The organism is Marinimicrobium sp. LS-A18, assembly GCF_000463525.1.
In the GTDB taxonomy this organism is placed as follows: Bacteria; Pseudomonadota; Gammaproteobacteria; order Pseudomonadales; family Cellvibrionaceae; genus Marinimicrobium; species Marinimicrobium koreense.
Genome location: NZ_AWEP01000006.1, coordinates 1,025,815 through 1,046,781, shown reverse-complemented (window position 1 = coordinate 1,046,781; position 20,967 = coordinate 1,025,815). Strand labels below are relative to the sequence as shown.

Annotated in this window: 18 protein-coding genes and 1 tRNA gene; 6 read left to right on the top strand and 13 right to left on the bottom strand. The window is 59.9% G+C overall.

Features of this window, described 5'->3' with window-relative positions:
- The first annotated feature begins 144 nt into the window (after nucleotides 1–144).
- Nucleotides 145–2,004 carry a DUF3413 domain-containing protein gene (locus N645_RS0115525; protein ID WP_036161493.1) on the top strand — a complete coding sequence of 620 codons (1,860 nt, stop codon included), beginning with the start codon at nucleotides 145–147 and terminating at the stop codon, nucleotides 2,002–2,004.
- A 15-nt stretch (nucleotides 2,005–2,019) separates the two neighbouring features.
- Here N645_RS0115525 and N645_RS0115520 read toward each other — a convergent pair whose 3' ends face one another.
- The 3 genes from N645_RS0115520 to N645_RS0115510 are packed head-to-tail and all read right to left on the bottom strand — an operon-like array spanning nucleotide 2,020 to nucleotide 4,498.
- On the bottom strand, nucleotides 2,020–2,514 hold the full coding sequence (locus N645_RS0115520; protein WP_036162001.1) for a YgjV family protein: 495 nt from the start codon (nucleotides 2,512–2,514) through the stop codon (nucleotides 2,020–2,022).
- Nucleotides 2,515–2,535: 21 nt separating this feature from the next.
- Nucleotides 2,536–3,375: an S-formylglutathione hydrolase gene (gene fghA, locus N645_RS0115515; protein ID WP_024462429.1), complete on the bottom strand. Its 840-nt coding sequence runs from the start codon at nucleotides 3,373–3,375 to the stop codon at nucleotides 2,536–2,538.
- A gap of 10 nt (nucleotides 3,376–3,385) precedes the next feature.
- Complete coding sequence (locus N645_RS0115510) at nucleotides 3,386–4,498, bottom strand: S-(hydroxymethyl)glutathione dehydrogenase/class III alcohol dehydrogenase (RefSeq protein ID WP_036161491.1); 1,113 nt, start codon at nucleotides 4,496–4,498, stop codon at nucleotides 3,386–3,388.
- 139 nt (nucleotides 4,499–4,637) lie between these two features.
- Between N645_RS0115510 and N645_RS17635 the strand changes: the two genes are divergently transcribed.
- Entirely contained in the window at nucleotides 4,638–5,417 is a 780-nt protein-coding gene (locus N645_RS17635; RefSeq protein WP_024462427.1) for a 4'-phosphopantetheinyl transferase superfamily protein, read from the top strand.
- 146 nt (nucleotides 5,418–5,563) lie between these two features.
- A complete protein-coding gene (locus tag N645_RS0115500; protein ID WP_024462426.1) occupies nucleotides 5,564–7,096 on the top strand; it encodes an alpha-N-arabinofuranosidase in 1,533 nt (510 codons plus the stop codon).
- Between the two features lie 104 nt (nucleotides 7,097–7,200).
- Here the strand turns inward: N645_RS0115500 and N645_RS0115495 are convergent, their stop codons facing one another.
- Entirely contained in the window at nucleotides 7,201–7,917 is a 717-nt protein-coding gene (locus N645_RS0115495; RefSeq protein WP_024462425.1) for a DUF6445 family protein, read from the bottom strand.
- 104 nt (nucleotides 7,918–8,021) lie between these two features.
- Here N645_RS0115495 and N645_RS0115490 point away from each other — a divergent pair, with 104 nt between their 5' ends.
- Both N645_RS0115490 and N645_RS0115485 read left to right on the top strand, forming a co-directional pair.
- Nucleotides 8,022–8,756, top strand: coding sequence for a DUF1499 domain-containing protein (locus N645_RS0115490; protein WP_024462424.1), 735 nt, complete (start codon nucleotides 8,022–8,024; stop codon nucleotides 8,754–8,756).
- A gap of 75 nt (nucleotides 8,757–8,831) precedes the next feature.
- A complete protein-coding gene (locus tag N645_RS0115485) occupies nucleotides 8,832–9,311 on the top strand; it encodes a DUF6231 family protein (protein ID WP_024462423.1) in 480 nt (159 codons plus the stop codon).
- Nucleotides 9,312–9,316: 5 nt separating this feature from the next.
- Here N645_RS0115485 and N645_RS0115480 read toward each other — a convergent pair whose 3' ends face one another.
- Nucleotides 9,317–10,636: a GGDEF domain-containing protein gene (locus N645_RS0115480; protein ID WP_024462422.1), complete on the bottom strand. Its 1,320-nt coding sequence runs from the start codon at nucleotides 10,634–10,636 to the stop codon at nucleotides 9,317–9,319.
- A gap of 309 nt (nucleotides 10,637–10,945) precedes the next feature.
- Between N645_RS0115480 and N645_RS0115470 the strand changes: the two genes are divergently transcribed.
- Nucleotides 10,946–11,902, top strand: coding sequence for a histone deacetylase family protein (locus tag N645_RS0115470; RefSeq protein ID WP_024462420.1), 957 nt, complete (start codon nucleotides 10,946–10,948; stop codon nucleotides 11,900–11,902).
- Here the strand turns inward: N645_RS0115470 and N645_RS0115465 are convergent.
- From N645_RS0115465 to folP, 8 genes are all read right to left on the bottom strand, one after another.
- Nucleotides 11,880–14,378 (bottom strand): acetate--CoA ligase family protein, encoded by a 2,499-nt coding sequence (locus N645_RS0115465; RefSeq protein ID WP_024462419.1) that lies wholly within the window; start codon nucleotides 14,376–14,378, stop codon nucleotides 11,880–11,882. The genes N645_RS0115470 and N645_RS0115465 overlap by 23 nt on opposite strands.
- Before the next feature lie 52 nt (nucleotides 14,379–14,430).
- The gene (locus N645_RS0115460; RefSeq protein ID WP_024462418.1) at nucleotides 14,431–16,170 is read right to left on the bottom strand and encodes a DUF2207 domain-containing protein; all 1,740 of its coding nucleotides are present in this window, start codon (nucleotides 16,168–16,170) and stop codon (nucleotides 14,431–14,433) included.
- Entirely contained in the window at nucleotides 16,167–16,730 is a 564-nt protein-coding gene (locus N645_RS0115455) for a LemA family protein (protein WP_024462417.1), read from the bottom strand. The genes N645_RS0115460 and N645_RS0115455 overlap by 4 nt, the downstream gene beginning before the upstream one ends.
- 367 nt (nucleotides 16,731–17,097) lie before the next feature.
- Nucleotides 17,098–17,182: transfer RNA gene (locus N645_RS0115450), tRNA-Leu, on the bottom strand.
- 182 nt (nucleotides 17,183–17,364) lie between these two features.
- On the bottom strand, nucleotides 17,365–17,727 hold the full coding sequence (secG, locus tag N645_RS0115445; protein ID WP_024462416.1) for a preprotein translocase subunit SecG: 363 nt from the start codon (nucleotides 17,725–17,727) through the stop codon (nucleotides 17,365–17,367).
- A gap of 62 nt (nucleotides 17,728–17,789) precedes the next feature.
- The gene (gene tpiA, locus N645_RS0115440; RefSeq protein ID WP_024462415.1) at nucleotides 17,790–18,590 is read right to left on the bottom strand and encodes a triose-phosphate isomerase; all 801 of its coding nucleotides are present in this window, start codon (nucleotides 18,588–18,590) and stop codon (nucleotides 17,790–17,792) included.
- A 93-nt stretch (nucleotides 18,591–18,683) separates the two neighbouring features.
- Nucleotides 18,684–20,021 (bottom strand): phosphoglucosamine mutase, encoded by a 1,338-nt coding sequence (gene glmM / locus N645_RS0115435; RefSeq protein ID WP_024462414.1) that lies wholly within the window; start codon nucleotides 20,019–20,021, stop codon nucleotides 18,684–18,686.
- 33 nt (nucleotides 20,022–20,054) lie between these two features.
- A complete protein-coding gene (gene folP / locus N645_RS0115430) occupies nucleotides 20,055–20,921 on the bottom strand; it encodes a dihydropteroate synthase (RefSeq protein ID WP_024462413.1) in 867 nt (288 codons plus the stop codon).
- Nucleotides 20,922–20,967: the final 46 nt, after the last annotated feature.

Genomic DNA, 20,967 nt, shown 5'->3' with positions numbered 1-20,967 from the left:
AGGTTGCGTAGGGCGGATAAGTGCGAAGCACGCATCCGCCGTAACCCCATACACTTTTTTACGATCACATTCTGCGCTTTCTGTTAGATTGAATTGTAAACGACCCACCTGAAGAAAACCGCCACATACTGCAAGGAGCTTTACGTGCCATCCCTCTTCCGATACCGCCGTCCGTTGCGCGAACGCGTCCGATGGGCGGGCTGGTTTATTGTCGCCAACAGCCTGATTGCGTTGCTGATCGGTTTTCGTTATCTGCCGTGGATGACCGTGACGGACACCGCCACCGGACTCTACATCGCCCTGGCGATGATTGCCCAGTTTTCCCTGTTGGCCTGGCTGTTTGGTTTACCGCTGCTCATGCTGACACTGATTCTGCCGCAGTCATTATTGCGTCCGACGGCCATCATCATCGGCACCGCTGGCGTTGCTTTGCTGCTGCTCGACACCGTGGTTTACCACCAATTCCGTTTTCACCTGTCGGGTTTTGTGTTCGAACTGATTGTTGGCGGTGGCACCGAAATATTTTCATTTTCCTGGCAGACCTGGGCGGTGGGCGGCATCGCCATTGTCGCGCTCGCTTTGTTGCAATGGAGTCTGGCTCGACGCTTTTGGATTTTGACGCCACGTCGCTATCTATGGGTGCCTCTCGCCATACTGGTAACCAGCCAGCTGCTGGCTCACGGCTGGAATGCCTGGGCGGATGCCCACTACGATCATCGCATCACCCGAGTCGCGCGCCACTTGCCGCTTTATCACGCGGCTACCGCCAAGCGCTTTTTTGCCCGCCACGGTTGGGTTGACCCTCAAGCCGTACGGGAAGCCTCGGTGGTCGAGCAAATGAGTGCACCCGATGGCCAGGGTGCCCTGAACTATCCAACGGCAGCGCTCCAGTGCACGACACCCGAGCAGCTCCCCAACATCCTGGTTATTGCCGTGGACTCCCTGCGCTGGGATATGCTGGATCCGCGCTGGATGCCCAACACCACCCGCTTTGCGGAGTCGGCACAGGTATTCACTGATCACTACAGCAATGGCAACGCCACCAAGCCGGGCATATTCACCCTGTTTTACGGGTTACCGGCCAGCTACTGGGACGCGTTTTCCGCCCACCAGGTGCCGCCGGTATTGATTCAACGCATGCAGTCCCTCGGGTACCAATCCCAAATACTGAGCTCGGCCACGCTGGTGAGCCCGGCCTTCGACCGCAATGTGTTTTCATCCATTAAAGAACTCCGTCTGAAAACACCGGGGGACACCTCCTGGCAGCGCGATCAACAGATCACTCAAGACTGGCTGAATTTTCTCGCCAGGCGTTCGTCCCATGACAACAGCTCACCCTTTTTCGGGTTCCTGTTCTACGATGCGCCGCACTCCTATCAGGTCCCGCCCGATTACCCGCGTATCGAACCTTACTGGGAGTCCGTAAATCAATTGGCGCTGGACGATGAGTTCGACCCTGAACCCTATTTCAACGTCTACAAAACCACGGTACGTTTTGTCGACGACCAGATTCATCGGGTTCTGGCCGACCTGTCAAAACGCCAGCTAATGGAAGACACCCTCGTTATCATCACCTCGGATCATGGTCAGGAATTTAACGACAACGGGATGAACTATTGGGGTCACGGCAGCAATTTTTCACGCTATCAGCTCCAGGTTCCACTGGTCATCCATTGGCCCGGCAAGGCGCCCAGTGTCGTTGAACACCGGACCGAGCACTTCGACCTCACGCCCACCCTACTGACCGACGTGCTCGGGTGTTCCGAAAGTGCGACCGAGAGCTATTCGAGCGGTGAACATCTCTATACCCCTCACCACAAAAAGTGGAGTATCGCGCACAGTTACATGAACGCGGCCTTTCTGACCGAGGAGCTCCAGCTGGTGAGTTACCCGTCGGGCGGAATGGAAATGCTGAGCACTCAGTTGGAGCCGATAGACGATGCTCCCTTACCGATGGAGCTGATCAAACGCGCGCTGAAGGAGCAGTCCCGGTTTTACCCTTGAACCACGACTCCTGAGCTACCGACGTTTCGCCAACCACAAGCGGATGATGGTGCTGGAATTGACACTGATCAGCGTCACTTCCAGCAGGGTGCCCCCAATCGAGCCGACCGCGATGTTGTTTGCCAACCAGAAACAGGCGCCCACCAGGAAGGCCAGGCGCATCTGAATACCGGTCAGGCAGAACAGCGCGTAGGTGCCGATGCAGGCGCCAATCACCGGTAGCCAGTCCAGTGGTTTTTCGACCAGCCACCATCCCAGCGCCACACTGACGGCGATAAACAGCCAAGCGACCAGCCGGGAGCTGGTTTTCAGAGACAGCCCGGTGCGCACCACCGACAAAAATGAGCTCAATACCGCCGTTGGCGCGCCGATCAGCGCAAAGTGCAGGCAGTTATTGAACTGCAGCACAAACATGAACACTTTCAGCTTGCGATCATCTTTCTGAAAAAAACAGTAGACGCCCAAACCATAGCTGACCAACCCAAGCAGTTGGCCAACCGTATAGATCACATCACCCAAGGGCCTGGCACCTTAATCAAACAGCTGTGCATGAAAGCGCAGGTGATCTTCAATAAAGCTGGCAATGAAGAAGTAGCTATGATCGTAGCCCGGCTGCATCCGCATCGTAAGCGGAGCGCCCGCTTCGTCCGCAGCGTCCTCCAAGGCTTCGGGTTTCAACTGCTCTGCCAGGAAGTTGTCCGCATCCCCCTGATCCACCAACAGGGGCAGCGCACAGCCTCTGTCTTTGAGTAGCTCGCTTGCATCGTATTCACGCCAGGTCGACTCGTCGTCGCCCAAATACCGCCCCAGGGCTTTCTGTCCCCAGGGACAATTGATCGGACTGCTGATCGGGGCAAAGGCGGAGATGGAGCTATACCGCTCGGGGTTACGCAGCCCCACCACCAGCGCGCCGTGGCCCCCCATGGAGTGACCGCTGATAGCGCGCTGGTCCGTGACCGGAAACTCACGCTCGATCAGCTGCGGCAACTCGTGCACCACGTAGTCGTACATCTGGTAGTGCGTTTTCCAGGGCGCCTGGGTGGCATTGACATAAAAACCCGCGCCCAACCCGAAGTCGTAGCTGCCCTCGGGGTCGTCCGGCACGTCCTCGCCACGAGGGCTGGTGTCGGGGGCGACGATCGCCACCCCCAGCTCGGCCGCGACCCGCTGGGCGCCGGCTTTGTGCATAAAGTTTTCATCGGTACAGGTCAAACCCGACAGCCAATACACCACCGGCACCTTGCGCTCCTCGGCCTGGGGCGGCAGAAAGATCGCAAAGCGCATGGTGCAGCTGAGCACCTCGGAGGCGTGGCTGTATTGCTGGTTCCAACCGCCGAAACTCTTGTTGCTACTGAGCCGCTCCAATGTCATATCAAGCTCCTTAAAAGTGAATGACGCTGCGGATGCTTTCGCCCTTGTGCATCAGATCAAAGGCGTCGTTGATTTTTTCCAACGGCATTGTGTGGGTGATGAAGTCATCCAGCTTGAAATCGCCGCGCATGTACTGTTCGACAATACCCGGCAACTCGCTGCGACCTTTGACACCACCAAAGGCGGAGCCGCGCCATACCCGGCCGGTGACCAACTGGAACGGCCGGGTACTGATTTCCTGACCGGCACCGGCGACCCCGATAATCACCGACTCACCCCAGCCCTTGTGGCAGCACTCCAGCGCCGAGCGCATGACGTTCACATTGCCGATACACTCGAACGAGTAATCCACACCGCCGTCGGTCAGATCAATAATCACTTCCTGAATGGGCTTATCGTACTCTTTCGGGTTAATGCAGTCGGTGGCACCGAGTTTTTTCGCCAGCTCGAACTTCCGCTCGTTGATATCGATGGCGATGATCCGCCCAGCCTTGGCCATGGTCGAGCCGATGATGGCCGACAGGCCAATGCCGCCGAGACCAAAAATCGCCACCGTCGAATCCGGCTCCACCTTGGCGGTATTGAGCACCGCGCCCATGCCGGTGGTCACGCCGCAGCCGAGCAGACACACCTCTTCCAGCGGGGCTTCCTTGTTGACCTTGGCCAGGGAAATTTCCGGCAGCACGGTGTATTCGGAAAAGGTCGAGCACCCCATATAATGATGGATCGGCTGGCCGTCTTTGTAGAACCGGGAGGTGCCGTCGGGCATGACCCCTTTACCCTGGGTTGCCCGGATTTTGCCGCACAGGTTGGTTTTTCCGGATTTGCAGAATTTGCACTCCCCGCACTCCGGAGTGTAGAGCGGAATGACATGATCGCCCACCGCGATGCCAGTCACGCCCTCACCAACCTGCTCCACAATGCCGCCGCCTTCGTGGCCCAGGATGGCCGGCCAGTTGCCCTCCGGGTCTTCCCCAGAGAGGGTAAACGCATCGGTGTGGCACACCCCGGAGGCGACCACCCGCACCAGAACTTCGCCGGCCTTGGGCGGCATCACGTCGACTTCTTCAATGGTCAGTGGTTTACCGGGGCCCCAGGCCACGGCAGCGCGAGATTTGATCATGCTTTCCTCCAAAATGGATGATTCGGGGTATTACTGGGTATTTTTACCCGGGGGATTACGCTCTATCCCCGGTAACGGTTGCTATTGCCGTGTTAGGCTCCTATAACGTTAACAGGTAACCCACCCACGGATTGAGTCTATGATTCTGCAGCCCCACAACATTGTCCACCTCTGGCTGATCGACCAGCGCAGCCTTCACCTGGATGAGCGGCGGGACACCTTTGAGCAGTGGTTGAGCGAGGACGAGCTCGACGGCCTGACGCACTACTCCCGACCCGAGCTGCGGGACGAACAACTGATTACCCGTGCGGGGTTGCGCAGCAGCCTCTCGCAATACTCGGACAGTGTTCCGCCCAAGCGCTGGCGATTTGAGCGCAGTGAGCGCGGTAAACCCCGGCTGAGCGACGATTCGCCCATGTCCGAGCTGAGCTTCAACCTCAGCCACAGTGGCGACTGGCTGGCCATTGGGATTACGGTCGACAACCTGATTGGTGTGGACCTGCAGCTTCGGCATCATCAGAAGCCCCTGACCGAGCTGGCTGAGCGGTTCTTTTCCGCACCCGAGGCCGAGGAACTGGCCAACCTCCCCGAGCCCCGGCAAAGCGAGCACTTCTTTCGGCTCTGGACTCTCAAGGAGGCGTACCTGAAAGCCCGGGGGCTGGGTATCGCCCACGGTCTGGACAAGGCCCGCTTTCACATCGACAACAACGGCCTGATTACAGCGGAATTTGACGACAGCCTGGAGGATGACCCCCACGACTGGCAGTTCCACCACTATGAACTGGACGATGATTACTGTCTGTCCCTCGCCCTGAAGCAACACCGGGCCCAGGACGCATCGACCCACTTCTACAAGCTCATTCCCGGCAGTCATGTCGAGCCACTGGAGTGCATCGGCCACCAGATACAGATTCAGTAAAACACAAAACCCGACGCCCCGGAATTCCGGGGGCGACTCCGGGTGTAAAGGACCGTAAAGACTCGCCAAGGCCTTTTGTCGTATGATACTTTATTACAGATTGACTATAACCCTCTGACCATAACCAATAGCCCAAGGGATAGCCTATGAAACTCCTGAGCTCTTTCCTGTTGTCTGCCACCCTGGCCATGCCAGCGGTTGCCGCCAGCACCCATAAAATGTCTGTCGATACCGACGAAAGCGCGGGCATCATCAGCAAACACATCTACGGCCACTTCGCCGAACACTTGGGCCGGGGCATCTACGATGGCCTCTGGAAGCAGGATGAAAACGGCGACTACATCATCCGCGATGATGTGATCGATGCCCTGAAAGACCTGGGTATTCCCAACCTGCGCTGGCCCGGCGGCTGCTTCGCCGACTACTACTTCTGGCAGGACGGTATCGGCCCGAAAGAGCAGCGTCCCTCGGTGGTGAACAACCTCTGGGGCGGGGTGACCGAAGACAACTCCGTGGGCACCCACGAGTTCATGGAACTGGTGGCCGAGCTGGAAACCGACCCCATCGTGGTGGGCAATGTCGGTAGCGGCACCGTGGAAGACATGGCCAACTGGTGGCAGTACGTCAACCACCCGGGCGAGAGCCCCATGTCCAAGCTGCGCGCCGAGAATGGCCGCGCCGAACCCTGGAACGTCGAATACTGGGGCGTGGGCAATGAAAGCTGGGGTTGCGGCGGCAACATGCGCCCCGAGTATTACGCCGACCTCTACCGGCGCTTTGCCACCTTCCTGCACCCCTATGAAAACGTAAAGCCCTTCCGCATCGCCGCTGGCGCCGCCGGGGCCGACTACAACTGGACCGATGTGGTCATGGAGCGCGCCGGCGATATGATCGACGGGCTGGACCTGCACCACTACACCATCCAGGGCTCCTGGACCACCAAGAAAGGGGAGGCCGTCAACTTTGACGAGAGCGACTGGTTCGAGCTGATGGACCGCGCCATCGAAATGGACGAGATCATCACCGGTCACAAGAAGATGATGGACAAGCACGACCCCGAGAAGCGTGTGTGGCTGATCGTGGGCGAATGGGGTACCTGGCACGAGCAGGAAGAAGGCTCCATCCCGGGTTTCCTGTACCAGCAGAACACCCTGCGCGACGCGCTGACCGCCTCAGTAACGCTGGATATTTTCCACCAGCACCTGGACCGGGTGAAGATGGCCAACATCGCCCAGACCGTGAACGTCCTGCAGGCGATGATTCTGACCGATGGTGAGAAAATGCTGCTGACCCCGACCTACCATGTGTTCGACATGTACAAGGTACATCGGGATGCGGTGGCTCTGCCGATCAAGCTGAACAAAGGCAAGTACCGTTACGAGGGGGACAGCCTCCCGGCGCTGAGCGCCACCGCGTCGCGGGATAAAGACGGCCGCACCCACATCAGCCTGACCAACATTGACCCCCATGAGGCTCGCACCATTGAGATCGATCTGAAAGGGATGGATGTGAGTGCCGTGAAGTCCGGCCGGATTCTGACCGCCGAGGCGATGAACGCCCACAATACCTTCGACAACCCCGACAACCTGGTACCGGTCAGCTTTGACGGCGCCCGGGTAGAGAAAGGTAAGTTGATTGTGGAGATGCCGGCGAAGTCGTTGGTGACCCTGGAGCTGTAACGTCAGACTTGGGTGACGGCGGATGCGCTGCGCTTATCCGCCCTACGCGCATTTATACCGCTGCGCTCGGCCGTAGGGCGGATAAGCCGAAGGCGCATCCGCCGTTACCCATTCAACAAAAACGTATTGATCGACAACCGGCCCTTCGCGGGGTCGGTGTCAAAATCGGACCCCGCCGCAATATTCCCCGAATGCAGACTCGTGCACCGGTACAACAGTAGCCGGTTGAACGCCGCCTCATAAGACGCAATGCGCTCGAACTGATCGGTATCGCCGTTGATATAACCCGGTGGTGGCAAACGCCCGGCTTTGGCATCCGCTTCCAGCGCCCCCAGAAAAGACTCCCGACGGCCCGCGTCCACATATTCAAAACCGGTATCGCGGTGGCGGTAAAACGACGTACCGCCCAACTCCGGGCCACACAGAAAATGAATCATGGCCAGCTCGGTGGGCCGATTGGAATCAAAGTGCGGGATACGCTGCACCGGGTGCAAATCATCCGGCCGGGTGGTCACCAGAGAGTAGGAGCACTCGACGCTGGCAATCTGCCCGGAGTGGATGCCGAACACGCGCTCAATCAGCCCCGGCAGGCTGTTCTGCAATGCCTGATAGTAGCTACCCGGCGCCGCAGCGCGCAGGCCGGGGTAAAAACCGGTGTTGTTGTCGAAGCCCTTTTTCGCCACCGCGTCCTCGCGAAGCGCCCCGGCGCCCAACAGAAAATCATCAATGCAGACCACGGGTTGACGCTCTGCACCCACCTGGTCCACTCTGATCCGGGCTTCGGGGTTAAACTGTACTGAGGGTTCCGGGGACACAGCCATAGACGCCATCCGCTTTGTGATCGAAAATAGGGGCTCTCCGTATTTACCGGAACAGTTTACGTGGTCTTTGATCCGGACAACACCTCTTACAACAAGGCGGTTCTATGAAAAAACTACTCGGTATCGTGGCACTCTCAAGCGGCTTTGCGGCGCTTTTTCTGGTGTTTATCGCCGGCCCGAGCTTTCGCAATGGCTGGCTGGATCTCGGGCAGGCGTTTACCCTGCTGCGCTGGGGTGCCTATGTGGGTATTGCCAGCGTGCCGCTGATCATCGGCTACGCGATCTGGCGGAAGCCCGAAGGACGATTCACCTCAGCCCTGGCGATTTCCGCCGTGGTGGGGCTGTTCAGCTTTTACCTGCCGTTCAGCCAGTGGCAGACCGCCCAGTCAGTGCCCCCGATTCACGACATCACCACCGACCTCGACAACCCGCCGGCGTTTGTGGCGATACTGCCCTTGCGGAAAAACGCCCCCAACCCGGCGGAATACGCTGGCGAGGAAACGGCCAAACAACAACGTGAGGCCTACCCTGAGCTGCAACCCCTGATCGTCGAGCAGCCCGTGGCTGACGTGTTCGACGCGGCCCAAGCGGTTGTGGAAGGTCAGGCCTGGGATCTGGCCGACGCCGAACAGCTCGACGATGGCAGCGCCCGGGTGGAAGCCACCGACACCACGCTCTGGTTCGGCTTCAAAGACGACGTGGTAATCCGTATTCAGCCCCATGAAAACGGCAGCCGGGTCGACGTCCGCAGCAAATCCCGCCTGGGCCGCAGCGACGTCGGCGCCAACGCCCGACGCATTGAGCTGTTCATGGAAGAATTGCAGGAAGAGCTCCAATAGGTCGGATCGGTCCGACGCATTGGAGCGCACGGGGTGCAATCCGACACCGCACAATAGACCCGAGGCCGCATCGCTATGAAGACCAGCACGCAAGCCATTGCCGCCCTCGTTGACGCCTGCGAGCCCGACTCCATCGTCGCCGTTGGCGAGCAGGCTCAGGCCATTGCCCAGCGCTGGCAGGATACCCACGGCCAGTGTCAGCTGACCTGTCTGGATGCCGCCGATACCGAACAGGGCCTCAGCCTGCCCCGCACTCAGGACCTGGCCCTGGTCACCGACAGCCTTGAACACCTGAGCCACCCGGCCGGCCAAACCCTCATCGGTCAGTTGCGCAACTACGGCACCCGGCAGATTGGCGTTCTGGTCACTGACGGTGCCGGCTGGAGCCTCACCGATTTCATCGGTCTGGGCTTCCGACGCCAGGCCCGCATCGAGGAAGAGGGGCAAGGCCAGACGCTCTACACCTATAACATCAGCAATTACAATCACAAGCGGGATTGGAACAACCCGCGCTTCTGGGCCAACCCGGAAATGTGGGGTAAAGCCTGGTGGTAACCCAACTACCAGGATACTTCCACACGGTTGCGACCAAACTCTTTGGCTTTGTACAACGCCTGATCCACCCGATTGAAAATCTCATCCAGCGTTTCGCCCTGGCGTAAGGTGGCGACCCCGAAGCTGGCGGTGATTCGCCCTACCTGCTCGAACTCTTCCTCCGCCAACAGGGCCCGCAGTTTTTCCGCCAACCCGGCGGCTTCACGCAGCTCGGTATCGCGACAGACCAACACAAACTCTTCACCACCCCAGCGGGCAAAGAGATCGGTCCCACGGATATTGTGTTTGACCAGGGAAGAGAGCCCGGTCAGCACCTGATCGCCCACCGCGTGCCCGTAATGATCATTTATCGGTTTGAAGCGATCGACGTCCACCATGATCAGCGACAGGGGCTTACCCTCGCGCCGCTCCACCAACCCCAGGGCAATCGCCTCTTCAATACCCTGACGGTTGAACGCCCCGGTCAATGGGTCCGTTTTCGCTTTATCCTCCAGAGCTCGACTGCGACTATCCAGCAATTGATTGACCTGCAGCAATTCCTGTTCGCGGGCATGCCGCAAGCTCAACTCCTGTTTGAGCCGCCAGGTGCGCACCGCCAGAAAGGCCAGTGCGGCCATCAGCCAGACCGCCACAAGAATCTGGTACCACTGCTCGGTGGAAATGACCTGGCCCGTCAGCTCGATGCGGGACAGAGTGAATCGGTGCTCACCAGGAATCCCGGTAGAGCCGGTCTGTACCTCGATCACCACGATGTTGTCGAACTGCGGATGGGCCATATCCGGGGAAATACGGTAGCGCTGAAACCACCAGTTGGCGACAAAGAAATCCGCCATGGAAAATTCCAACCAGGCGCCGCCTTTGGCCAGATCGGCATCAAACTCGATCTGATTGTACTTCGTGCTGTCATTAACGTAGCGTTTGCTATAGCGCGGATCGTAGTTTCTCAGGTACATGCGGATGGTTTCGGTCGGCCCCTCATAGTCCATCCAGAACCGGATCTGATCGTACTGACGCAGATCCAGACCATCTTGACGCTCTTCGTCCAAAATCAGCTCAAAACCACAGAACATGTACCGACCACTGTCGACCAGTTCGCACTCCCAGCTCATGGCGGCGGGATCGATGACGTCTGAGTGGCTATCGCCACCCTCGGCGGCGTCACTGTAGTGGGCTACGGTTCCGTCGCTACCGTCCAGCGCCAGTCCGGTTTCCAGAATGGGCCGCTCGGCCACTATTGCGACCACCGTCAGCAGGATCAGCAGCGCCAGTCCCGTCTCCACCCGGAAGAAACGGTTTTTGAAGCTATTGGCAGCAGTAGACGTCATATTCAAACCATTATTTGTTATTGTAGACCGATCGACATATAGTCATATTAACCATAGCCGTTTTGTTGACCACTTTACAAGCAGTTTTTTGACACCTCTAGGGTAGCGGTTTTCATCGCAAGATGCTCCCCTACGATGTCGTCAATTTCAACTTTTGTGACTTTGATCAAGGCCGGGCTGGACTCGGTGAGATCAACTGCTTTAGGATCAAAGCCGCTGGACCGCGCCGTACCGCTCACTTCCGGATCCCTCGCGCGGACGGCGGTCATCGTTTCGGCACCGCATGGGTGCCCAACCCGGAGGCAATCCATGCTGGCGACCATCCTCTCCCACCCGAGCTGCCATCGACACCGGATGCCCGACGGCCACCCGGAGTGCCCCGAACGTCTGGATGCCATCAACAATCGCCTCTTGACCAGCGGCCTGGACGGGCTGCTGCTGCACAAGCAGGCGCCGGCAGTCACCCGGGAGCAACTGCTGCGGGTCCATGAGGCGGAATATCTGGACCGTCTGGCCGAGGCGGCCCGAACCCTGGGAGAGGATCAGATTCTGCCCTTCGACACCGATGTCTACCTTAGTCGCGACACTCTGGAGGCCGCCCGGCATGCCGCCGGAGCCGCCGCCTATGGTGTGGACCTGGTGATGGAGGGGGAGACCGATGCGGTCTTCTGCAACGTGCGCCCGCCGGGCCACCACGCCGAGCCGGATCGGGCCATGGGTTTCTGCCTGTACAACAATGTTGCCATCGCCGCCGCCCACGCGCTGGCGCAGCACGGACTGCAACGGGTCGCCATCGCCGATTTCGACGTCCACCACGGCAATGGCACTCAGACCATGTTCTACGATGAGCCCCGGGTCTTATTCTGTTCCAGCTTTCAGCACCCCTTCTACCCCGGCACCCCCATTGACGTTAAGCGCGATCACATCGTCAATGTGCCTCTGCCCGCCACCTGCCGCAGTGAGGAGTTTCGGGCGGCCATCACCGAGCGCTGGCTGCCCGCACTGAAGCGTTTTCGTCCGCAGCTCTTGCTGATCTCGGCCGGTTTTGACGCCCATGAGGAGGACGATATGTCCTCCATCAGCCTGACCGATCGGGATTACCAGTGGGTGACCGAGCAACTGCGGACCCTGGTGGATCAGAGCCGGGAGAGCGATCGCCCCGACGAGCACTGTCGGGGCATTGTCTCCACTCTGGAGGGGGGCTATGCGCTGTCAGCCCTGGGACGCAGCGCCGTGGCCCACATCAAGGCGCTGGCGAAGCTGTAGCGTCCGCGGCCTGTAAATCGATCCGCATGTCGATGACCTCTTCGTCTGGGTCGTACTTCACCCGAAACCCCAGGCTTCGAGCCAGACTGGCCATGCCCCGATTCTGGGGGAGCGTCCAGCCCACCAGGTGACGGGTCCCCTGGTCTCGGCAGTGCGCCAGCATCTTGCCCAGCAGCAAGCGCCCCAGCCCGCAGCCTTTGAGATCACTGCGAATGGCAATGCTGAACTCACCTTCGTGGTTGTCCGGGTCCATCTGGGCCTGGACCATCCCCAGAGTGACTTCCTCACCCCGCTCGTCGCGCTCGGTGGCGATGAACACCATCTCCCGGTCGTAGTCGATCTGGGTCACACGGGCCATCTGCTCGTGAGAAAACTCGGACACCTCGCCAAAATAGCGGTTGTAACGGTCCTCCCGGCTCAGGGCGTGATCGAAGGCCTGTTGACGGGCTTCATCTTCCGGCCGGATCGGACGCAGCAACACCGAGCGACCATCCTTCAGGGTCACTCGCGCCTCCAGTTCTTTGGGATAAGGCCGGATGGCCATGGGACGAGCCTGCTCGGCCGGGGCAAGACGGGCCGAGACCTCCAGCGCGGTGTAGACGCCCTGCCGCATCATCACCGGTTGCAGATCAAGGCTGACCAGCTCGGGATTGTCGACCACCAGCTGACTGACTTGACTCAACAGCAAGCAGAGCGAGTGGCGCTCCAGCGGTTGATGGCGCTCGCGGATCTTGCCCTCGGCCAGGGCCTGAATCACCAGGTAGCGGGCCAGGGCCATATTCAGAGGCGGCAGAGCCACCACGGCGTTAGACAGCCAGTCGGCAGTGCCTCCCGCTTCTCCCAGGGCGATGACCGGCCCGAATACCGGGTCGACCCGCACCTGAATGCGCAGCGCAACGCCATCCTGATACACCTCTTGGGCGCTGTCCTCAGCGTCCGGATTCCGGGTGCGAATACCGTAAGCCGCCACCATCTCGGCCGCCTCCGGAGCGGACAGCTCGAACCGCGGTGACGCCAGCGCCCGCTCGATGAGTGCGCGCACCGATAGCGGGTGGTGGGGAATCAGCTCGCTGACCGAGTCCGGGGTTTCCGACAGCAGCTTCTGGTTGCGCCGGTATTGAACCCGATACATAAAGGCCGCCACGGCGCCTTCAGGTGTGCGAAAGGAGGCGATACCCGCCTGGGCAAACCGCTCCCGGGCCGGATAAGCGGCTTCCTCGCCCATCCAGTTCACCAGCAGGTTGGGCTTGCGCCCGGCGTGTGCCTCATAGGCATGCAACACCGCCTCGGCATAGACTTCACCAACGTGCAGCGCCGAAGGCGCATGCATCACCAGAATGTTGTCTGCCTCACCGCTGGCCAGAATCACCGAGAGCACCTCCCGATAGAGTTCCGGCGGGGCATCGCCCAGCAAGTTGACCGGGTTGCGGGCACGCCCACCGCGAGGCACCAACCGGGCCAGCGTCTGCTCGGTCTGCTCGCTGAAGGTCACCAGGTGCCCACCGCGCTCAATCAGCGCATCCGCCGCCATGGCGGCAGGACCATTGCCGTTACCCAGAATCACCAACCGCTCACTGGTGAGCTCCCGGCCATAAGCGAGGGTTTCCACCGCGGCAAACAGGTCCCTCAGATCCTGCACCCGCAGCATCCCCGCGCGCCGGAAGGCCGCATCATACACCCGGTCGGAACCGCGCTGTTCGGCCGGCAAGCGGCTGACTGCATCCGACACCTCGCGGGCATTCCCGGCCTTGATCAGGAGAATCGGCTTGCCCGCTGCGGCGGCCCGGGCCGCCGACAGAAAGGCCCGCCCATCGCGGATGGAATCGATATACAGGAGAATGGCCCGGGTCTTGGGGTCGCGCCCGAGGTAATCGATCAACTCATCAAAGTCGATGTCCGCCCCATCGCCCAGAGCAACAAAGTGGGAGAAACCGATGCGCCGCCGGCGCGCCCAATCGAGAATGGTGACGCACACCCCGGAGGACTGGGACACAAAGGCCACCTTGCCCGGCAGCGCATGAGTGTGGGCATAGCTGGCGTTCAGCCCGATGGCGGGTACAAACAACCCCAGACAATTGGGCCCCAACAGCCGCACCCCCCAATGTCGGGCAATCGCCAGCATCTGTTCCTGCAGGCTGGTGCCCTGGGCGGTATGCACCTCATCCAGTCCGGCGGCAATCACAATCACGCTGCGCGTGCCCTTCTTGCCCAACTGCTGAATCAACGCCGGTACCCGCGCCGCCCGGGTACAGATGATCGCCAGATCCGGCACCTCCGGCAGCGCCTCGATCGAGCCGTAGGCCAACACCCCGTTGACCGCCTGGTACTTGGGCGTCACCGGCATGATCGGCCCGGCAAAGTTGCCTTGCAGCAGATTACGCATCACGGCATTGCCCGGACGATTCGGCTTGTTGGACGCACCGATGACCGCCACCGAGCGCGGATTCAGCAACTGATCGATCTGCTTGAGACTCATGGGGGCTCCGGTAGACCTAAAACTTGATCTTAGCGATCTCCGGCGCTAACGGCTAGCGGCCGCCGCCACCTCCGCCGCCACCTCCACCACCGGAGAAACCGCCACCACCGCCCCCTGAGCTGGTACCAGGAGCAGCGGACGCGGAGGCAATCTGTGAGCTGAGCGACTTGCCCAGATCACTGCCCAGACTCGCCAAGCCACCACGGCCAAGCGGACCGTGATACCAATGCATAGCGTGCGCCGCACTGGTGGCGGCCTCCATACCCACCGCTTTGATGAACTGACCGGTCCAGGCCTCTTCAACCCCCAGGGCCAATGCAAACGGCAGAAGGCTTTCGTAACGCTCGGCGTTGAGTGGCGGCTCATCCGCGTTGCGGTGCTCCAGGCCCGCGATTTCATCTCTGGAGGCCACCGACAGGTACAGTTTCAGACCTTCGATGTGGTCCAGCAGCTTACGCCCCTCCCGAGTGGGGCGGCGCATCAGGTTGGCGAACACGCCATTGAGAAGAATCACCACCGACAGCAGCGCCCAGAACGTCAGAGAGGCCAGATTGCCCACCAACCAAAACGCCACCGCTCCCAACGCCACAGAAGCAAGCGCGCCTTTGACGGTAATCCCCACGTTGTCGACAAAATAGCGGGGCTTGAAGCGCTGCTTGAGCGCTCGCTGATGTTGGCGTTTCGCGTCACCCAAAATGGTGTGATTCGCCTGCTCAAGCGCCAATTCGTCTGCGTCCACGAACAACCGGGAAAACAGGGTGCGCTCGGCTGGGGCGAGTTCCACGTCGTTCGCGTCACTGAGTTTTTGCAGCCGCCAGTCATCAGAGAGCCACTTTTTGTCACGGTGAATGGCAACCAAGCCCTTCACGGACAAGTGCACCAAATCCGCCGCGAAACATCGATCGTCATAGCGCGCCTTGGCCAGGTAACGCAAACCGCCGGGCGAGAAATCCTCGGGCGGGAAATAGCGCGCAAACACCGGACCCGTCTGAGGATCACGTCCCTCTCGGCGCCAGTGATGAAAATAGTAACCGAACACCGCCAGCAGCCCGATGATCAGGAGCAACTGCGCCCGGTTGTCGGTCAGAAACCAGATGACCGTCTGCCCCGCGGAGGGTTCTTCCACCAGACCTTTTGGAAAACCCACCACAATGGTCAGCCCCTCTCGCACACCCAGCGGCTGAGTGGTGGCAAAACGCACCACGCCCGGTTCAGTCACCTCGGCTTGGGCGAGCTGGGCCCGACTGCCCTGCGGGCCGGTATAAACATCCAACTGCAATTGACTGGCCGGCACCGGCTTGGGCAACTGCACCCGAGCCGAGGCCGACTCAATGTCAAACATCCATCCTGTGCCGGTCACATTCCAGTAAAGCTCGTCGTGCTGCTCGAAGAACCCCAATTGCCGGTTGGTGCGATAGCGAATGCGGTAGGTGGTGGTGAGCGGTGCCGGCAGGAAACTGTCATCGCCGGTATTGATTCGAATACCGTTCGCCCGGTCTTCGGTAAACCAGGGCTCGGGTTTCCCGTCGCGGGTGACACTGACCACTTCAAACCCGACGACGACACGGTCACCGCGACGGTCCCGATAGCGGGTTGGAAAATCCCGATAGATGCCGCGGCGAATATTTCGGCCCTCGGCCCGCACTTCGATGGTCTCGGTCACATCAAGCGTGCCGTCGGCCTCGACCACGATGTCTGAATGAAAACTCAGAATCCGCTCCTGCGCTGACGCCGGAAGTACGCCTAACGCCAGGAAAAAAGCGAGTAACAGACCATTCAAGAACGCTTTCATTTCATTCCCTCCCTGTTCACCGAAACCACGTCACGTTGATCCTCTGCTGCGCTGAAAAACTCAGCCGTTGAAAAGCCCGCTACTCGCGCAATCAGAAGGTCCGGAAACTGTAGCACCCGATCATTGAGGGCACGCACCGCACCGTTGTAAAACCGCCGTGCATACTGCAGAAGATTCTCGGTCTCCACCAGGTCGCGCTGCAACTGACTGAAGTTGCCATCGGCTTTCAGGTCCGGATAGCTTTCCTGGAGAATGAAAAGGCGAGACAGCGACTGCTCCAACTCGTTCTCAAGGGCGGCGAGCTGACCTGGATGCTGGCTCTCGACAGCCCTCGCTCGCAGCTCGGTCACGGCGGTCAAAAGACTCCGTTCGTGATCAGTGTAGGCCTGAACGGTGCGCACCAATTGGGGAATAAGATCATGGCGGCGCGCCAGCTGCACATCAATATCGCTCCAGGCGGTACGCACCTGATTGCGCAGACGCACCAGGAGGTTAAAACACCACACCACCCAGATCAGGACAGCGGCCAGGATCAATCCCGGCCAGAGGAAATCAGACATAGCGTTATCCTTTATAACCTTCCATAGCATCCCGTCGATGGGGCGGGACTGGGTATTACTATACCTGATCGTTGGGACTTACGTCGTTTGGTCAGGACATGGGAGATAGGGTGGAGATGGCAACGGTGGATGCGGCCTTCGGCCTTATCCACCCTACGCGAACCAAGCACCAAAGAAAGCCCTCCGCGTAGCTGAGAGTCTTCCTCTATCTATATAGTGCCCACTAATTTGTCCGGAACAAATTAGGGCAGCGAAGCTGGTCCGAAGGACCGAGGCGCAAGGAAGCGCCGAGCCCACGCCGGACCTTGGTCCGGACTGGCACACATAAAAAAAGGTCCTACGCTTTCGCGTAGGACCTTCTTCAGTATGGTGCCCAAGGCCGGACTTGAACCGGCACGGCTTGCGCCACTACCCCCTCAAGATAGCGTGTCTACCAATTCCACCACTTGGGCATATAAGGGGTCAAACTAACTGCATTTTTCTTTGCCTAGTCCGTGCCAGATTCCCGACACGCTACGCGTGGTCGCTCCCGGCTTCCTGCCTACCGCGACACTAGCACATCCCTGTACGTCGTCTACCCCTTCCACCACTTGGGCATATAAGGGGTCAAACTAACTGCTTTCTAAACGGCTGATTACTCAGCCGGTACTTCTGGAACCTCGTCCGCGCTGCTTTCTTCTTCCACGGCCGGGACTTCAGAGTCTTGCGCGGCCGGGGCGGACTGTTCTACCGCTGCGGGAATGTCGCTGTCGATACCGACGCCGGCCTTGTTTTTGGCGATGATGGCCAGGCCAAAGCTGGTGGCGAAGAAAACGACGGCGCAGATGCCGGTCATGCGGGTGAAAAAGCCACCGCTGCCCTGACTGCCGAACACGGTCTGGGAGGCGCCGGAACCGAAAGAGGCGCCGGCAACCGCGCCCTTGCCCTGCTGGAGCAGGATCAGGGCGATAATGGCCAAGGCGGTCAGAATGTGTACAACGAGAACGAGTGTTTCCATGGTGTTTCGTCTCTACTCTTTAAAACGTGGCGTATTCGATACGCTGCTTCAAAGCCCCGCCCTCAGGCGGCGGCTCTGCAAATGGCGACAAAATCGTCGGCGTTCAGGGAAGCGCCTCCGAGTAAGGCTCCGTCAATGTCCGGCAGTGCGAACAGTTGTTCGGCATTACCCGGCTTGACACTGCCTCCGTACAAAATCTGCGTTTTGGGCCCCAGCTCGCCCAACTCGGCGCGAATAAAGCGGTGCACTTCTTCCGCCTGTTCGGGACTGGCGGTTTTCCCGGTGCCTACCGCCCATACCGGCTCGTAGGCCACCACCGCACGCGCAAACGCCTCAAGTCCGACACGCTTGACCACGGTCAGCAATTGGTGACCGATGGTTTCCAGCGCCATGCCGGCGTCCCGCTCTTGTTCGGACTCTCCGACACAGAGAATGGGAATCAGGCCCGCTTGCTGAGCCGCGTGAAACTTTTCCGCGACCTGGTCGCTGGTTTCACCCTGCATCCGGCGCCGCTCATTGTGACCCACGATCACGTAGCGGCATCCCAGATCAGCCAGCATGGTACCGGACACTTCACCGGTGTACGCACCGTTGGCGTATTCGCTGACCGTCTGTGCCCCCAGTTCAACGGGGCTTCCGGACAGCGCTTCAGCGGCTTGGCTGAGGTAAACGTAGGGCGGGCAGAGAGCCGTTTCTACATTTTCCGCACCCTGCCACTGGGCGGTAATACCGTTCAGCAGTGAGGCGTTTTCGGCCAGACTGCCATTCATTTTCCAGTTGCCAACGACCAGGCGTTGGCGGCTGTGTCTCTCGCTCAAGGGGTCCCCCTTAAAGCGGGCGCCAATGTTAGCGAAGTTGGGCATAACATACAATCCCAAATCGCGCTCTGACCCCGCTTTTCTCTCATGTTGGTTGATGGGTCTCGTGTTGCTCTCTTTTTCAGTGTAGCGGCTCTTCTAGTTGAGAGCCTTTTCTACCGTAGCGGCCAGTTCCTGGCACAGTTCCTTGACCTTTGCTTTGTCTTCCCCTTCTACCATAACCCGTACCACCGGCTCGGTACCGGAGGGGCGCAGCAGCACCCGGCCGGTGCCGGCCAGTTCGTCCTCGACACTGGCGACCGCCGCCTGGATGGTGGAGTCCTGATCCAGGTCGATCTGCCGCGAGCGGTGCACGTTGATCATGGTCTGAGGCATTTTATGCATGCCTTTTTTGATCTTATTCAGTGACTCGCCCATGGTAGTAAGCGCTAACAACACTTGCAGGGCGGAAATAATCCCGTCTCCGGTCGTGGTGACGTTGCTGCAGACGATATGCCCCGAGGATTCACCGCCCAACGTCCAGCCGTTCTGACGCATCTTTTCAATTACGTAACGGTCCCCCACCTTGGCCCGCTCGAAAGGCACGCCAATTTTCTTCAGGCCCAACTCGAGCCCGAAGTTGCTCATCAGGGTGCCGGCCACGCCATCGCAGCCGCCGCTATAGCGGTGCTGGTAGTCGGCGATGATGTAGAGCAATTCGTCGCCGTCGACAATCTCGCCCCGGTGATCCACGAACATTACCCGGTCGCCATCGCCATCAAAGGCAATACCGAGATCCGCTCCCAGCTCCATGACTTTTTCTTTGAGCAGGTCGGTTTTGGTGGAGCCACACCCGCGATTGATGTTGGTGCCATTGGGGTCCGTGGCGACCGGAATCACCTTGGCCCCCAGCTCGCTGAAGACGCTGGGGGCAATGTGGTAGGTGGCGCCATTGGCGCAGTCCACCACAATCTGCAGCCCCTGCAGACTGAAACCCCAAGGCATGGTGCCCTTGCAGAATTCGATGTAGCGGCCCGAGGCATCTTCGATTCGACGGGCCTTGCCCAGCCGTTCGGCCGTGGTCATGGGCTGATTCAACTGCTCCTCAATGGCCAGCTCGACATCGTCCGGCAACTTGGTGCCGTTGCCACTAAAGAACTTGATGCCATTATCGGTATAGGCGTTGTGGGAGGCACTGATCACGATGCCGGCCTGGGCCTGAAAGGTCCGGGTCAGGTAGGCAATACCCGGGGTGGGCATGGGACCGAGCAGACCGACATCCACGCCGGCATTGATCAACCCCGCCTGCAGGGCGGATTCAAACATATAGCCCGAGATCCGGGTGTCCTTGCCAATCAGAATCATGTTCGGGCCGGAGAAGCGGTCCACCAGTACCCGACCGGCGGCCCAACCCAGCTTGAGCATGAAGTCGGGCGTGATGGGAGGCTCGCCGACCTGCCCACGAATACCGTCGGTACCAAAATACTGTCGCGCCATAGGATCCTTGCTCCCGCTCAAATGCTTTACTGATTAATGAGTAGACGGCGAGTCGGCGGCTGACGTATCGGTCGAAAGCGCCGCCAGGACTGCCAGAACATCATGAGTGGGTGCCACATCGTGCACCCGGATAATACCGGCACCGCGCTGAGCGGCGGCCATCGCCAGAGCCAGACTGCCTGGTAAGCGCTCACTGACGTCGCGCCCCAGAAGGTGCCCCAGCATGGATTTGCGGGACATTCCCACCAACACCGGGTACCCCAAGGCCTGGAATTCACCGAGGCGGCGCAGCAGCGCCAGATTGTGCTCAAGGGTTTTCCCGAAGCCAAACCCCGGATCGAGCAGAATCCGCTCGGCGCCGATTCCGGCGGCCTTACAGGCGGATACCCGCTGGAGTAGAAAGTCTTTAACCTCTTCCACCGGGTCCTGGTATTGGGGCCGCTCCTGCATGGTCTCGGGGGTGCCCTGCATATGCATCAGGCACACCGGAAGCCCCGTGTCGGCGGCGGCGGCCAGAGCGCCTTCGCGCTGCAATGCGCGCACATCGTTGATCAGCCCGGCACCCGCTCGAGCCGATTCACGAATGACCGCCGGGCTACTGGTATCGACCGACACCAGGGCGCCCAGTTCACCGGCCACCGCTTCCACCACCGGGATCACCCGGTCCAGCTCTTCCTGCTCACTGACCGGCGTTGACCCCGGGCGGGTCGATTCCCCGCCTATGTCGATGATCTCGGCGCCTTCGTCCAGCATCTGCTGGGCCCGCCTTCGGGCCAGGTCCAGCGACAGGTGGCCCGCCTGATAGTAACTTCCACCATCAGAGAAGGAGTCCGGCGTGGTATTGAGAACCCCCATCAGACGGGGTCGGGACAGGTCCAGACTGTGAGCGCCAAAACGCATGGGCGATGATTCCAACTGGTTGGGCGATACTGGGTATTGAACGGGC